Annotated in this window: 15 protein-coding genes; 7 read left to right on the plus strand and 8 right to left on the minus strand. The window is 74.1% G+C overall.

The annotated features are described in order from the left end of the window. Window positions 1-106: 106 nt before the first annotated feature. Entirely contained in the window at window positions 107-1,510 is a 1,404-nt protein-coding gene (locus AB0C21_RS24570; protein WP_500207203.1) for an SPFH domain-containing protein, read from the plus strand. Here the strand turns inward: AB0C21_RS24570 and AB0C21_RS24575 are convergent. From AB0C21_RS24575 to AB0C21_RS24595, 5 genes are read right to left on the minus strand one after another with little or no spacing between them, the layout of a single operon-like run. Beyond that, on the minus strand, window positions 1,479-2,696 hold the full coding sequence (locus tag AB0C21_RS24575) for a cytochrome P450 (protein WP_500207204.1): 1,218 nt from the start codon (window positions 2,694-2,696) through the stop codon (window positions 1,479-1,481). The two genes, AB0C21_RS24570 and AB0C21_RS24575, sit on opposite strands and share 32 nt — an antisense overlap. Further along, on the minus strand, window positions 2,693-3,289 hold the full coding sequence (locus AB0C21_RS24580; RefSeq protein ID WP_149264947.1) for a GTP-binding protein: 597 nt from the start codon (window positions 3,287-3,289) through the stop codon (window positions 2,693-2,695). The genes AB0C21_RS24575 and AB0C21_RS24580 overlap by 4 nt, the downstream gene beginning before the upstream one ends. Then, complete coding sequence (locus AB0C21_RS24585) at window positions 3,267-3,623, minus strand: DUF742 domain-containing protein (RefSeq protein WP_149264946.1); 357 nt, start codon at window positions 3,621-3,623, stop codon at window positions 3,267-3,269. The genes AB0C21_RS24580 and AB0C21_RS24585 overlap by 23 nt, the downstream gene beginning before the upstream one ends. After that, entirely contained in the window at window positions 3,620-4,054 is a 435-nt protein-coding gene (locus AB0C21_RS24590; RefSeq protein WP_235037444.1) for a roadblock/LC7 domain-containing protein, read from the minus strand. The genes AB0C21_RS24585 and AB0C21_RS24590 overlap by 4 nt, the downstream gene beginning before the upstream one ends. Then, window positions 4,051-5,376, minus strand: coding sequence for an ATP-binding protein (locus AB0C21_RS24595; protein ID WP_500207206.1), 1,326 nt, complete (start codon window positions 5,374-5,376; stop codon window positions 4,051-4,053). The genes AB0C21_RS24590 and AB0C21_RS24595 overlap by 4 nt, the downstream gene beginning before the upstream one ends. 290 nt (window positions 5,377-5,666) lie before the next feature. Between AB0C21_RS24595 and AB0C21_RS24600 the strand changes: the two genes are divergently transcribed. Then, a complete protein-coding gene (locus tag AB0C21_RS24600) occupies window positions 5,667-6,521 on the plus strand; it encodes a helix-turn-helix domain-containing protein (RefSeq protein ID WP_500207208.1) in 855 nt (284 codons plus the stop codon). A gap of 13 nt (window positions 6,522-6,534) precedes the next feature. Here the strand turns inward: AB0C21_RS24600 and AB0C21_RS24605 are convergent, their stop codons facing one another. Beyond that, window positions 6,535-7,845, minus strand: a complete 1,311-nt coding sequence (locus AB0C21_RS24605) for a sensor histidine kinase (protein WP_500207210.1) — start codon at window positions 7,843-7,845, stop codon at window positions 6,535-6,537. After that, complete coding sequence (locus AB0C21_RS24610) at window positions 7,842-8,498, minus strand: response regulator transcription factor (RefSeq protein ID WP_500207212.1); 657 nt, start codon at window positions 8,496-8,498, stop codon at window positions 7,842-7,844. The genes AB0C21_RS24605 and AB0C21_RS24610 overlap by 4 nt, the downstream gene beginning before the upstream one ends. Window positions 8,499-8,646: 148 nt before the next feature. Between AB0C21_RS24610 and AB0C21_RS24615 the strand changes: the two genes are divergently transcribed. The 5 genes from AB0C21_RS24615 to AB0C21_RS24635 all read left to right on the plus strand — a co-directional run bounded on the left by AB0C21_RS24615 (window position 8,647) and on the right by AB0C21_RS24635 (window position 12,836). Further along, complete coding sequence (locus AB0C21_RS24615) at window positions 8,647-9,162, plus strand: hypothetical protein (protein WP_500207214.1); 516 nt, start codon at window positions 8,647-8,649, stop codon at window positions 9,160-9,162. Continuing rightward, the gene (locus AB0C21_RS24620; RefSeq protein WP_500207215.1) at window positions 9,162-10,289 is read left to right on the plus strand and encodes a peptidoglycan-binding protein; all 1,128 of its coding nucleotides are present in this window, start codon (window positions 9,162-9,164) and stop codon (window positions 10,287-10,289) included. The genes AB0C21_RS24615 and AB0C21_RS24620 overlap by 1 nt, the downstream gene beginning before the upstream one ends. Further along, window positions 10,286-10,996 (plus strand): ABC transporter ATP-binding protein, encoded by a 711-nt coding sequence (locus AB0C21_RS24625; RefSeq protein ID WP_500207217.1) that lies wholly within the window; start codon window positions 10,286-10,288, stop codon window positions 10,994-10,996. Before AB0C21_RS24620 ends, AB0C21_RS24625 begins: the two co-directional genes overlap by 4 nt. After that, a complete protein-coding gene (locus AB0C21_RS24630; RefSeq protein WP_500207218.1) occupies window positions 10,993-12,198 on the plus strand; it encodes an ABC transporter permease in 1,206 nt (401 codons plus the stop codon). The genes AB0C21_RS24625 and AB0C21_RS24630 overlap by 4 nt, the downstream gene beginning before the upstream one ends. A 62-nt stretch (window positions 12,199-12,260) precedes the next feature. Continuing rightward, on the plus strand, window positions 12,261-12,836 hold the full coding sequence (locus AB0C21_RS24635) for an antibiotic biosynthesis monooxygenase (protein ID WP_500207219.1): 576 nt from the start codon (window positions 12,261-12,263) through the stop codon (window positions 12,834-12,836). Here the strand turns inward: AB0C21_RS24635 and AB0C21_RS24640 are convergent, their stop codons facing one another. Continuing rightward, complete coding sequence (locus AB0C21_RS24640) at window positions 12,837-14,630, minus strand: choline/carnitine O-acyltransferase (RefSeq protein ID WP_500207221.1); 1,794 nt, start codon at window positions 14,628-14,630, stop codon at window positions 12,837-12,839. Window positions 14,631-14,681: the final 51 nt, after the last annotated feature.

Here is a 14,681-nt window from a genome sequence, read left to right on the forward strand (position 1 = left end):
TTTGCGCGTCGCCGTCGCCTCGTGTGTCGCCACGCTCGCAAATACGCACGCATCCAAACAAAAGGTTCATTAATGTGGCGGCCACACCGAATTCCGGGGGAGCGAGATGAGCGCTTCAGGCCAGGGCAACAGCTATCTGGACAAGGTCGTCGCCGAGCAGGCGGTGCTGGAGGACGACCTGAAGGCGAGGCGCTCCCCGCCGCCGCCTCCCGGCGCGGTCGGCGCCGCCCCGGCGCCGGGACCGCTGGCCAAGCGCGACCGCGCCCTCGGTGCCGCGGGGCCCGCCGACCGCCCCGCCGCGGGGCCCGTGGACGTGCGGATCAGCGGGTTCTGGCGGTGGAAGAACGTGCTCGTCCCGCCGAACGCGTTCGTCGTGCACACCCGGCGCGGGCGCGCCGAGCCGCTGCACATCGGCCTCGGGGTGTCGTTCCGGTTCAACCCGGCCACCGACTCCTTCCTCGTGGTGCCGGGCGCGACGCAGACGATCCTGATCAACGCCTACTGCATCTGCCGGGAGCTGCAGGGCGTGCTCGTCCAGGGCTACGTGCAGTGGATCGTCCAGGACTTCGCCACCGCCTACCGCAAGCTCGACTTCGGCGGCGACGACCCGATGCGGCTGGTGAACCTCCAGCTCCGCGAGCAGGCCGAGGCGGCGATCAAGGACAAGGTCGCCACGATGGGGGTGCGCGACGTCCTCAGCGACAAGCAGCCGATCATCGAGGAGCTGACGGCCCGGCTGCGCGCGGTCGCCGAGGGCGAGGACAACAGCGACCAGGGGCTCGGCCTGCGGATCGTCACGGTGCAGATCAAGGAGGCCGTGGTCAGCTCGTCCCGGCTCTGGGAGAACCTGCAGAAGCCCTACCGGGCCGAGCAGGCGCAGATCGCGCGGCTGGCCGAACTGGAGGCCGAGGAGGCCGTCGCGCAGCGGGAGATGGCCGCCGCGCGGATCAAGGAGACGCAGCGGCTGGAGCACGAGCGCGAGCTCGCCGAGCTGCGCGCCCGCAACGAGTCGCAGCTGTTCGACACCGAGGCGGCCGAGAAGCTGCGCCGCACCCGGCGCGAGCACGACGACTCCCGCGAGGTCGCCGAGCTCCAGACCGAGACCACGCGGCACGCGCTGCGGATGGAGCGCGAGCGGCACGAGGAGGAGGCCGAGACGGGGCGGCTGCGCATCGAGCGCGACCACGAGCTGGCCCGGCTGCGCACCGAGGGCGAGCTGGCCCTCGCCGACATGCGCGCCAGGTCGCGGCACGAGCAGTCGCTGCTCGATCTGGAGCGCGACGCCGCGCGCGCCGCGCTGGAGAACGAGCGGACCCCCGCGGCCGTCCAGGCGCGGCTCATCGCGTCCCTGCCCGAGATCATGGCCAAGCTGCCCAAGCCGGACGAGCTGCGCACCGTCACCGTGAACGGCGCCGACCAGACCAGTGTCACCGGCCTGATCACGCAGCTCGCCGCGGTCGTCGGCGCGCTGCGCTCCGCTACGGAAGGGCCTGGTCCGGCGGGAAGGTGACCGGGAGGGCGGTGAGGGCCCGGTGGAACGGGCCCGGCCGCCATTCCAGGTGCTCCGCGGGGACCGCCAGCTCCACGTCGGGGAGCCGGTCGAGGAGCGTCTCGATCGCGACGGACGCGATCAGCCGGGAGTGGCTCTTCGCCGGGCAGGTGTGCGGGCCTCCCGCGTAGGACAGGTGGGCGCGGTTGCCCTTGCGGTCGGCGGACGCCCGGGACGGATCGGTGTTCGCGGCGGCGTAGCTGACCAGGACGGGCTGGTGGGCGGGCAGCCGGTAGCCGTGGAAGTCGATGTCCTGGCGGGGGAAGGTGGTCCCGTAGTTGGCCATCGGCGGGTCGGTCCAGAGGATCTCGTCGAGCGCGTCCTCGACGGGCAGGGAGCCGCCGGACAGGTCGCCGCCGAACCGGTCGTCGGAGAGCAGCAGCAGGATGCCGTTGGCGATGAGGTTCTGCTCCGGCTCGGTGCCGGCCCCGACCAGCAGGATGAGCTGGTGGGCCATCTCCAGGTCGTCGAGCCCGGCGGGGTGGCTCATCATCCAGGACGTCACGTCCGCGCCCGGATGCGCGCGCTTGTGCGCCACCAGCTCGCCGGTCGCCTCCACGAGCAGCGCGTTGCCCTCCTCGGCGGAGACGGTGTCGAAGATGGCGCTCATGCCGCGCACGAGCTTGTCGCCGATGTCGCGGGGGCAGCCGAACATCGCGTTGAACACCAGCAGCGGCAGCGTGCGGGCGTACTGGCCGATGAGGTCGGCCTTGCCGTCGCCGGTGAACCGGTCGATGAGGCTGTCGGCGCTGCGCGCGGTGCTCTCGCGCAGCGACACCGGGTCGACCCGGTCCAGGCTTTCGACGATCACCGAGCGCAGCCGGGCGTGCACGCTTCCGTTGGTGAACAGCGCGTTGGGCCGCGACATCATCATCGGCAGCACCGGGCACTCGGGCCCGACCTCCTCCTCCCACACCTCGCTGCAGCGCGGGAACGTGGCGGGGTCGCGCAGGATCTCCAGCGCGGCGTCGTAGCCGAGGACGAGCGTCGCCGGCACGCCCGGCGACAGCTCGACGGGCGCGAAGTCGCCGTACGCGCGCATCCGGGCGTAGGCGCTCTGCGGGTCCTTGGCGAACTCCGGGCCGTACAGCGCGACGCGCTCGGGCTCGGCGTACGGCCCGCCCGGGTACGACTGGTCGGTGGTCATGGCTTCTCCCCGTCCAGGGTGAGGAGGTGGTCGACGAGCGAGATGAGCGCCTCGGTGGACGAGGTGCGGTCGCGGGCGTCGCAGCTGACGAGCGGGGTCGCCGGCGCGAGGTCGAGGGCCTCGCGCACCTCGGCGTCGGGGAAGCGCGGCGCGCCCTCGAAGTGGTTGACGGCGACCGCGTACGGGAGGCCCTGCTTCTCCACGATGTCCATGACGGCGAAGGACTCCTGGAGGCGGGCGGTGTCGACCAGGATCAGCGCGCCGAGGGCGCCGCGGGCGAGGTCGTCCCACAGCCGGGTGAACCGCTGCTGCCCCGGCGCCCCGAACAGGTACAGGACGAGGTCGTCGCTGAGGGTGAGGCGCCCGAAGTCCATCGCGACGGTCGTGGTCGTCTTGTCGCGGATGCCGGCGAGGTCGTCCACCGCCGCTCCGGCCTGCGTCATCCGCTCCTCGGTGCGCAGCGGGCGGATCTCCGACAGCGTCCCGACGTAGGTGGTCTTGCCGACGGCGAAGTGCCCCACGACGAGGATCTTCACGGCGGTCCGGACGCTCTCGCGCAGATAGGGGGTGTCAGAGGCGAGCGCGGAGTCCATCGAGCACCTCCTGAAGGAGCCGGGCCTTGGACTGCTGGGCGGCGGGCGCGGCGGCCCGGGTGGTGAGGTGCCCGCTGTCGACGAGGTCGGACAGCAGGACCTTGGTGAGCCCGACGGGCAGGCTCAGATGGCCGGAGATCTCCACGACCGACAGCGCGCCGCCGCGGCACAGCTCGACGATGCGGGCCTTCTCCGGGGACAGGCCGGTGCGCGGCGGGTCGCCGACCGCGGTCACGAGGGTGACGAGGTCGAACACGTTGCGGGTGGGGTGCGCCCGCCCGCCGGTGACGACGTGCGGGCGGACCAGGGCCCGCCTGCTGCGGCGCGGGGTCATGCGGGACGGCCCGCGCCCGGCCGCGGCGGGGTGGTCATCTCCTTGCCCAGCCGCTGGACGAGTTCCTGGAGCCGGAACGACACGGTCTCCATGTCCACGTGCTGCGTCGCCGACACCGCCAGGTACGCGCCGGGGCCGGCGGCCACGAGGAAGACGTACCCGTCGTCGAACTCGTTGACCGTCTGCCGCCAGGTCGTGCCCGCGTCCCCGCAGAACTCGGCGGTGCTGCGGGCGAGCGACTGCAGGCCCGCCATGCCGGCGGCCTGCCGCTCCGCCTCGTCCCTGCTGATCCGCGCGGAGTGCGCCATGAGCAGCCCGTCGGCCGACAGCAGGATCGCGTAGCGGGTCTCCGGCATCCGCAGCGCGTCGTCCAGCATCCAGCCGAGCCGGTTCGTACCGTCGTCCATCGCGCCGTTCCACCCCTCGTTCATGGCCGCAGGTCCTTGCTCTCGATGCCGGGGCCGTCCGCGTCGGCCGGCGACGCGGCGCGGCCGGACCGCGTGCCGCGCTGCCAGGCGCCGAGGCCCGCGGCGGTCTCCCGGGCCGGCCTGGCCGGCGGCTGCGCCCCCGCGTCCGGCGCGGCGGGCGGTTCCTCGTCCCCGGCGTCCCCGGCGGGCCGCTCGGCGACCGCGACGCGGGTGCGCTTGGGCAGCCCGCCCGGGGTGGCGGGGACGCCGGCCGCGGCGGCGGGCGCGGGGCCCTCGCCGGCCGGACGGGACGCGGCGGACCGTTCGGGCGCCCGCTCGCCTGGGACGTCGGTGAGCAGCGCGCTCGGCACGAACACGACGGCCCGCACGCCGCCGTAGGGGGAGCGCGTGTCGACCGACACCCGGAACCCGTACCGGGCGGCGAGGACGCCCGCCACCGCGAACCCGACGCGGGGCGGGTCGCCGAGCCGGTGGATGTCGACCGACGCGTCGCCGGACAGCAGGTCGGCGGCGCGCTGGAGCTCCTCGGCGTCCATCGCGACCCCCGCGTCGTCGATCATGATGGCGACGCCGTTGTGCGTGGACTGGAAGTTGACCTCGACGGTGGTGTCGGGGCGCGAGTGCCGCGCCGCGTTGTCGAGCAGCTCGGCGAGGGTCAGCACGATGGGCTCCACGGCCCGGCTGGTCACCGCGGTGTTCACCGGCTCCTGGATGTTGACGCGCAGGTAGTCGCGGATGCGGGAGGTCGCGCCGCGCACCACGTCGCTCATCGACGACGCCGAGCGCTGCTGCCCCGGCCACGACCCGCACAGCACCGCGGTGGCCTGGGCGCGCCGCCCGAGCTGGGCGTTCATGTGGTCGATGCGGAGCAGGCCCTCCAGCACGTCGGGGTCGTCGTGGCGCTCCTGCATGTCGGAGATGGCGAGCTGCTGCTCGTTGGCGAGGCTCTGCACCGCGCGCATCATCGCCCGCAGCGTCGACTTCGCCGACAGGTCGGCCCGCTCCCGGACGCGCGCGGCGGACCCGGCGAACAGCTCGGTGACGGTCCGCAGCGCCTGCCCGAACGCGGGCGCCTCGCGGTCGAGGTCGTGCAGCGGGCCGGTGACGCGCACGCCGGGGTTGTGCAGGGACTCCATGAGCTCCGGCAGCCGGACGTCCGCGAGGTGCCGCAGCTCCTTCTCGCGCAGGTCGAGGCCGCGGGCCAGGACGGCGTTCTGCGCGCGGAGGCCGGCCGTCTCCTGCCGCTGGCGTACCAGCAGGACGGCGGCCGCGATGCCGGCGCCCGCCACGACGACGAGCGCCGCCGCCAAGAGGAATTGCTCCATCAGATCCTCGGTGCAGGGGTTTTCGGCGAGGCGGGTCCGGCCGCGTCCACGGCGGACCGCCTCATGGCTGGTGGGGGACGGCGCGGATACGCCGCGGTTTCGGCACCGTAGGACGGGTGCGCCGGGATGCGCTTGTGCTCGCGCGCAGAGAACTTGCCGCCGGGCGCATCGCAAGATCACCCACAGTCTGAATCACGTTACTTTCCGATGGATTCGCCTGATTCATTGGCGGCGGTCGTACTACGCTCGCCCGCGAACGATCTACGGCGGCGGGGGTGGAGGGGCCTGCGGTGGACGACGTGCTCGGCGGGCCGGTCAGGCAGAACGGCGCCGGGTTCCGGCTCGTCCTGTACCTTTCGGACCGCTCCGACTACGTCCGCACCCCGGGGCAGGCGCGCCGCGACCGCGGCTACCGGTTCCTGCTCCCGCTGCACGGCGAGATGCTCATGGTGCAGGACGGCCGCGAGGCGCGCCTGCGCCCCGGCACCGGCGGCCTCATCGCGCCCGCGGCGCCGTTCCGGGTCGTCCAGCCGCGGCCGGCCCGCGCGCTGGTCATGACGATCCCGGCCCGCGAGATGGACGGCCGGGTGAGCGCCCCGCCCCGCCCGGTGACCGGCTTGGACCTGTCCGCCGGGCTCGGCCGCGTCGTCGCCGACATGGTGCGGGCGGTCGGCGAGGAGCGCCGCACCCTCACCGTGCGGCAGTTCGACGCCGCGTGCGAGCGGATCACCGAGCTGCTGTGCCTCATGCTCGCGGGCGAGGAGCGCCCGCCCGCGCCCGGCCACCTCGCCGAGGTGGAGGCGGTGGTGCGCCGCTACGTCCGCGAGCACGCCACCGATCCCGGGCTCACCGGCGCCGCGATGGCGCAGGACCTCGGCTGGTCGCTGCGGCAGGTGCAGCTCGCGCTGCAGCGCGCCGGGACCACGCCCCGCGAGCTGATCCGCGAGGAGCGGCTCCGGCTGGTTCGCGACCGGCTGCGCAACCCTCACGACCGGCACGTCACCATCACCGACCTCGCGCACGCCACGGGGTTCTCCTCGGCCAGCGCGCTCAGCCACGCGTTCCGGCAGCGCTTCGGCGTCAGCCCGCGCGAGCTGCGCCGCCTCGGCGCCCGCGGGATGTCCGGCAACGGCGCGCCCCGGTGACGGGGGCGAGCGGCTAGGAGCGCACGGCGGATCTCGCGCGGCCGCCGCGGCCGCCGCGCCCGGCCGGGAGGTCGCGCGGCGCTTGGGCGGGCGCGCCCGGCAGGACGTCGCCGTCCTCCGGGTCCGCGGCCGGCAGGGCGACGGTGACGGTGAGGCCGCCGCCCGGCCGGGGCGCGGCGGTCACGGTTCCGTTGTGGGCCCGCACGATGGACTGGACGATCGACAGCCCGAGCCCCGCCCCCTTGGCGGTGACGATGCGGTCGTTGTCGAGGCGGCGGAAGGGCTCGAAGAGGGCTGGGATCTCGTACCGCGGGACGGCCGGGCCGGAGTTGGCGACCTCCAGGACGGCGCGGCCGTCCTCCGTCCGGCAGGACACGGAGACCCAGCCCGCCTCGGTGTTGTGGCGCAGTCCGTTCTCCAGCAGGTTCTGCACGACGCGTTCGAGCAGGAGCGCGTCGCCCGCCGTCATGGCCTCGGAGGTCTCGGTCTCGACGGTGATGCCGGCGCCGTCCGCTTCGAGGGCCGTCTGGGCGCCGACGTGGGCGACGACGTCGGCCAGGTCGACCGGCGCCCGGCTGGTGATCTCGTTCTCCGAGCGGGCGAGCAGCAGCAGGCCGGTGATGAGGCGCTCGTGCCGCGAGTTGATCTGCAGGAGGGTCTCGCCGAGCTGCCGGACGTCCGGGGACGCCGACTCGCGGTGCATCGCCACCTCGACCAGCGCGCGGCCGAGGGTGAGCGGCGTGCGCAGCTCGTGGGAGGCGTTGGCGACGAAGCGGCGCTGTCCGTCGAAGGACCGGTCGAGGCGCTCGACCATCGTGTCGAAGGTGTCGGCGAGCTCCTTCACCTCGTCGCGGGGGCCCCGCAGGTCGATGCGCTCGTGCAGGCCGCGGTCGGCGGCGGGGGAGCCGGCGATGCGGCGGGCGGTCTCGGTGACGCGGTGCAGCGGGGACAGGACCTGGCCCGCGATGAGCCAGCCGAAGCCCGCCGCGGCGCCGCCGACGACGAGCAGCGCGATCGACCCCTGGGTGACCAGCGAGGTGACGGCGGCGTCGTGCAGCTCGTCGCGCTGCTTGCGCATCCAGTCGTCGGCGTCGGCCATCATGCGGGCCTCGGTCTGCGCTCGGACCTCCGTGGCCTGCTGCGAGGTCTGCGACGGGGGCACGCCGCCGGGGCCGGGGTTCAGCCGTGTCGCGAGCACCTTCGTGCCGGACCGCGAGAGCTGCTGGTCGAACAGGGCGTAGGTCGCGCCGAGCAGCACCACGCCGGCGACCAGGAACAGCCCGCCGTAGGTGATGGTGAGCCGGGCGCGCAGCGACAGCCTCATGGGATCCGGTACCCCGCTCCCTTGACGGTCTCGACGACGGGCGGGTCGGCGAGCTTGCGGCGCAGCTTGAGGACGGTCAGGCGGACGGCACCGGTGAACGGGTCGGCGTGCTCGTCCCACGCCTTCTCCAGGAGCTGCTCGGCGGACACGACGGCTCCCTCGGCGCGCAGCAGCTCGGCCAGGACCGCGAACTCCTTGCGCGCGAGGGGGACGTAGCGCCCGTCCCGGAACACCTCGCGGCGCGCCGGGTCGAGCGTGATGCCCGCGCGGTGCAGCCGCGGCGGCGCGGCCGGGCGGCAGCGGCGGCCGAGCGCGTGGACGCGGGCGGCGAGCTCGGGGAACGCGAACGGCTTGGTCAGGTAGTCGTCGGCGCCGAGGCCGAGCCCGTCGACGCGGTCGGTGATCTCCGCGGCGGCGGTGAGCATCAGCACCCGCGCCGCGGTCTCGCCCCGGACGATCTCGCTGCACACCTCGTCGCCGTGGACGAGGGGCAGGTCGCGGTCCAGGACGACCACGTCGTAGTCGTTGACGGTGACGCGCTCCAGGGCCGCCGCGCCGTCGTAGGCGAGGTCGACGGCGTGCGCGTCGTCCCGCAGCCATTCGGCGATCGCGTCGGCCAGGAGCCGCTCGTCCTCTGCCACCAGCACTCTCATGAGGCCTCCTCCGGAGCCGATGGTGCCGGAGGCCGTGTTTCGTTTCCGTTAGTGATCGCTTTTCCGGCGCGGAAACGCGGGAGAAACGCGCCGCCGGGTTGCATCGCTCCTCGTCGGCCGGAACCGCTCCGGCCGCGGAGGAGGAGACATGGGACTGCGGATTCTGGCCGCGCTGCCGCTCGCGCTGGCGCTGGCGCTGACCGGGTGCGGCTCGGACGACAAGGGCGGCACCGTGGCCTCGGCCAACGGCGGCGCGAGCCAGGGCGGCGCGAAGCAGGGCGGCGGCGAGCAGCTCAGCCCGGAGGAGCGCGGCGTCAAGTTCGCCCAGTGCATGCGCGAGCACGGCGTCGACATGGAGGACCCGAAGCCCGGCGGGGGTGTCAAGATCAAGGCCAAGGGCGACAGGGCCGTCGTGGACAAGGCCATGGAGGCGTGCCGGCAGTACAGCCCCATGGAGAACCGCACCGGCGCGCCCGACCCGAAGATGCAGGAGGCGGCCCGCGAGTTCGCCGCGTGCATGCGCAAGAACGGCGTGGAGAACTTCCCGGACCCCGACCCGAACCAGCCCGGCATCCGGATCGACAAGAAGACGGTCGGCGACGACCCGGACCTGGAGACCGCGCAGCAGGCGTGCGAGAAGGTCCTGCAGGGCGGCAGGAAGTGATGGGGGAGACCACCGCGGAACGCGCGCCGGCGGAGCAGGAGGAGCGCCGCGTCCGCCGCCGGCGGCGGACGCGCTGGAGGATCGCCCTCGCCGTCGCCGCCGTGGTCGCGGCGGGCGGCGTCGCCGCCGTGGCGGTGCTGCGCGCCGGCGGGGACGGGGGCGCCGAGCGGGCCGCGGACCTCCCGCCCGGCACGGCGAAGGTGGCCAGGCAGACGCTGAGCGACACCCAGACCGAGGACGGGCAGCTCGGCTACGGCCCGACCATGACCGCGACGAGCCAGGCCAGGGGCACGATCACCTGGCTGCCCGAAAGCGGCGACCAGGTCACCCGGGGGCACCGGCTGTACGAGGTCGACGGCGACCCGGTCGTGCTGATGTACGGGTCCAAGCCGTCCTACCGGCCGCTGCGGATCGGGACCGAGGGCTCCGACGTGGAGCGGTTCGAGAAGAACCTCAGCGCGCTCGGCTACGACGGCTTCACCGTGGACGACGAGTACACCTCCGACACCGCCGAGGCCGTCCGGGAGTGGCAGGACGACATCGGCGTGGCGGAGACCGGGATCGTCGACGTCGGACGGGTCGCGTTCGCGGACGGGCCGGTCCGCGTCGAGGCCGTCGCGGCGCATCCGGGCGAGCCCGCCGCCCCCGGCAAGAAGGTCCTCGACTACACCGGGACCACCCAGGCCGTCACGGTCGAGCTGGACACCGCCGACCAGCGGCTCGCGAAGAAGGGCGCCCGCGTCGAGGTGACGCTGCCGGAGGGCCCGCCGGTCGCGGCGAAGATCGACGAGGTCACCACGGTGATCGAGCCGGGCGAGCAGGGGGAGGACCCGACGACGAAGGTGGAGGTCACGATCTGGCTCTCCTCCGCCAAGGCGAAGAAGGCCGCGGCCCGCTTCGCGCTCGCCTCGGCCGACGTCGAGTTCACCGCCGGGCAGCGCGAGAACGTCCTGACGGTGCCGGTGTCCGCGCTGGTCGCGCTGCGGGAGGGCGGCTTCGGCGTGGAGGTCGTCAAGGGCTCCGCGTCGTCGTACGTCCCGGTGGAGACCGGCATGTTCGCCGACGGGAAGGTCGAGGTCTCCGGGCAGGGGATCACCGAGGGCACGCTGGTGGGGGTGCCGAAATGATCAGGCTGCGGGACGTGGTGAAGTCGTACCCGGGCGGCGTGCACGCCCTCGCCGGGGTGTCGCTGCACGTCGGCGCGGGCGAGCTGGTCGCGATCGTCGGCCCCTCCGGCTCGGGGAAGACGACCATGCTGAACATGCTCGGCACCCTGGACCGCCCCACCTCCGGCGAGATCCGCATCGACGGCCACGACGTGGGGCGGCTCCCGGACGCGAAGCTGTCGGCGCTGCGCGCGAGCCGCATCGGGTTCGTCTTCCAGCACTTCCACCTGGCGGCCGGGACCCGGGCGATCGACAACGTCGCGGACGGCCTGCTGTACTCCGGGCTGCGCCCGGCGGCGCGGCGGCGGCGGGCGGCGGCGGCGCTGGAGCGGGTCGGGCTCGGCCACCGGCTGGAGCACGAGCCGCACGAGCTGTCCGGCGGCGAGCGGCAGCGCGTCGCGATCGCTCGGGCGGTCGCCGGGGAGCCCGCGCTGCTGCTCGCCGACGAGCCGACCGGCGCGCTCGACTCGGCGTCCGGCGAGGGCGTGATGGCGCTGCTGCGCGAGCTGCACGCCGCCGGCACCACCGTCGTGATCATCACGCACGACCGGGAGATCGCGGCGGGCCTGCCCCGCCGCGTCCGGATGCGCGACGGCCTCGTGGTGGAGGACTCGGCGGCGGACGGGCCGGTCCCCGAGGCCGCGCGTCTCTCGGGGGCGGAGCGATGACGGCCGGGACGCTCCAGCCGGCCCGGATGTGGCCGGGCGACGTGCTCAGGGTCGGCGCGGTCGGCCTGCGGACCCGGCCGCTGCGGGCGTTCCTGTCCGCGCTCGGCATCGCGATCGGGATCGCGGCGATGGTCGCGGTCGTCGGGGTGTCCTCCTCCTCGCGCGCCGACCTCGACCGCGCCCTCGCCGCGCTCGGCACCAACCTGCTGACCGTCTCGCCCGGCAGCACCCTGACCGGCGACAAGGCCGAGCTGCCCCTGGAGTCGGAGGCCATGGTGGCCCGGATCGCCCCCGTCCGGGAGGTGTCGGCGACCGGCCTGGTGGACGGCGCGAAGGTCTACCGGACGGGCAAGATCCCCGAGACCGAGACGGGCGGGATCGCGGCCTACGCGGCCCGCACCGACCTGCGCGCCGCGACGGGGGCGAGGCTGCGCAGCGGCGTCTGGCTGAACGCCGCGACCGGCCGCTTCCCCGCGACCGTCCTCGGGTCGACCGCCGCGCGGCGCCTCGGGATCGGGCACGCGGCCCCGGACGTCCAGGTGCTCATCGGCGGCCGCTGGTTCACCGTGATCGGCATCCTGGAGCCGGCGGCGCTGGCCCCCGAGCTGGACAGCGCCGCGCTGGTCGGCTGGGACGCGGCGCAGGCCCGGCTCGGCTTCGACGGGCACCCGACGACCATCTACACCCGGTCGGCGGAGGCGAGCGTCGAGGACGTCCGGGACGTCCTCGGCGCGACCGCGAACCCCGAGGCGCCGAACGAGGTGGAGGTGTCGCGGCCGTCGGACGCGCTGGCGGCCAAGAAGGCGGCGGGCGAGGCGTTCACCGGGCTGCTGCTCGGCCTCGGCGCGGTCGCGCTGCTCGTCGGCGGGGTGGGGGTGGCCAACACCATGGTCATCTCGGTGCTGGAGCGGCGGTCGGAGATCGGGCTGCGCCGGTCCCTCGGCGCGACCCGGGGCCAGATCCGCACGCAGTTCCTCGCCGAGTCGCTGCTGCTGTCGGCGCTCGGCGGCCTCGGCGGCGCGGTCGTCGGGGCGTCCGTCACCGCCGTCTACGCCGTGTACCAGGGGTGGCCGGTCGTCATTCCCGCGTGGGCGGTGCTGGGCGGCGTCGCCGCGACCCTGCTCATCGGCGCGGTCGCCGGCCTGTACCCGGCGATCAGGGCGTCCCGCCTCAGCCCCACCGAAGCCCTCGCCACCACCTGATCCGTACATGCCTGATCCGTACATAGGCGAATGGAACGGACAGGACGGGTGAGACAGGGGACATGGCCGCAACCGACACCGAGCCCGTCACGAGCGTGTTCACCTGGGACGTCAAGCCCGGCCGGGAGCGCGACTTCGAGGAGTGGGCGGAGGGGCTCCACGAGGTCGCGACCCGGTTCCCCGGGCACCGGGGCGCGACCTGGCTGCGCGCGGAGGGGTCGCGGCACCGGTACTACACCGTGGTGAACTTCGCCGACCAGGAGCGGCTCGACCGCTGGCTGGCCTCGGAGGAGCGCGCGGACTGGATCGGGCGGGTCCGCGGGATCGCCGAGGAGCACCGCCAGGACACCACCGGGATGGAGACCTGGTTCAGCCTGCCCGGCGAGTCCGTCCCGCCGCCCTCCAAGCTCAAGATGATCGTGGTGACGTTCTGCGCGGTGTACCCGATCGCGCTGCTGCTCCAGGCCTTCGTCACGCCGCTGACGGAGGCCTGGCCGCTGCCGGTGCGGGCGCTGACGTTCCCGGTCCTGGTGATCCCGGTGCTCACCCTGTTCGTCATGCCCGCGCTCAGCCGGGCGTTCCGGCGCTGGCTCTACCCGGTCGGGCGGAGCCACCGGCCGGCCAAGCCCGGCCGGTGATCAGGCGAGCAGGTCCCGCAGCTCCCGGACGGCCTCGCGGAGCCGGTCGGCGAACTCCCGCATCGCGTCCGCGACCTGCCGCGGGGTGCTCAGGTAGAGGTTGAAGCGGTCCGGGAGCAGGACGTAGGCGACGCCGATGCACTGCTCGCTGGTCGAGCCGAACCCGAAGTACCGGATGTTGACCGAGGGCGCGGAGCTGGTGCTCAGGTAGTCGTCCCGCATCACGAGCCAGCCGGGGGAGTCGAACAGCGGGAGCGGCTCGGTGACGCCGAGCTCGGCGCCGCGCCGCTTCTGGATGAGCTGGAGCTCCCAGAGGTGCTGCTCGGGCGCCTGCCCCGACTGGCACTCCTTCGCCCGGCGGACGTGAGCGTCGGCGGCGGCGCGGAACGCCTCCAGGCGGAGCGCGGACGTGGCCGACGGGTCGTCCATGACCTCGACGAAGCGGACCGCCTCGGGGGTGACGACGCGCATCGCCTCGGTGCGGCCGTGCCGGTACTGGCGGGTGGCGATCGACTCGTAGGTGGCGCCGACGCGGCCCTTCGCGCGCTTGTGGGCGAGCTGGTAGGCCATCTGGACGAAGGCGTCCGGGGACATCTTCAGCTTCTTGACGTCGTCGGCGCCGAAGTCCTCGAACGAGACGGCCGTCGTGGCCGTCGCGGCCCCGTAGTCGGCGAACGCCGCCGCGGCGTCGCGGATGTCGGCCCGCAGGGCGTCGTCCAGGGTGAACTCGATCGTCTCCGTGACCGGCAGCCCCTGCGCCCGCGCGCCCGACCGCTGCGACAGCTTCTCGGGGGCCTCGCCCAGAACCGCGTCGACGAAGCTGAGGATCGTGGTGCCGTCCAGGCCGCAGTGCTCGACGTTGATGCCCGCCGTGCCGTCACCGAACACGACGAAGGAGACGGCCTTGTCGAACCAGCGGTTCGCGCTGTCGCCGTGGAGCAGGTGGTCGCAGGCGTCGAGGTCGTCCTCGGGGGTGAAATCCTCCAAGCACACGCAGAACAGGGCCGTCTCGATGTCGTCGAGCGCCTGGGCGTTGCCGAGGGCGAGCAGCGCCTCGCGGCTCGCCGCCCACTCGGCGCGGGCCTTGGTGGTGAGGTGCCCGGCGGACGGCTCCGGCGCCGCCTCCGCCTTCATGACGGCGGCGAGGCCCGCCCGCAGCTCGTCCAGCGTGTGGGGGGAGCCGTCCGGCCCCAGGACGTCCATCCGGACGATGTTCCCGCGGAAGAACACCACGATGTGGCGGGCGTCGGACGGGCCGGGCCACGCGTCGGTGTACGGCGCGCGGACGGTGTCCTGCTCGGCGCCCGGGATGCGCGTCGTGGAGAACAGGAACCGGTTCTGCGCCATCGACAGCGGCCGGCCGCGCTGCACGACCGGCGGGATCTCCTCGCGGTCGAGCCGCAGCTTGTAGTCCAGCGCCCCGGCGATCAGCCCGGCCGCGCGCTCGGCCTGCCCCTCCGGCGACTCCTTGAACAGGAAGAAGAAGTTGGCGTTCAGCGCGATCCGGTCGCGGCGGCCGAGGTAGCGGTAGGGCCAGAACGTGTCCAGCCAGCTGTGCACGCCCTCCTGCGCGTCGTAGCGCTCCAGCGCCGCGTGCAGCGCGCGGCCCGGGCCGTCCGGGCGGGCGAAGGAGGCCAGCGCCGACTCCGTCCGGGCCAGCTCGTCCGCGGTCAGCAGCGGCCCGCACCACTCCAGGAACCGCTCGCACGTCGCGTCGAGCGCGGGCAGCGGCACCCGCGGCAGGCGCTCCTCATTGCCGAAGGTGCGGGACGAGAGTTCTTCGCCGGCGTTCATCGGTCCTCTTGTTCCATGGTCGGTCAGTGCCCGGGGTGGTCACTGCACGGG

Source organism: Spirillospora sp. NPDC049024 (assembly GCF_040649235.1).
In the GTDB taxonomy this organism is placed as follows: Bacteria; Actinomycetota; Actinomycetes; order Streptosporangiales; family Streptosporangiaceae; genus Spirillospora.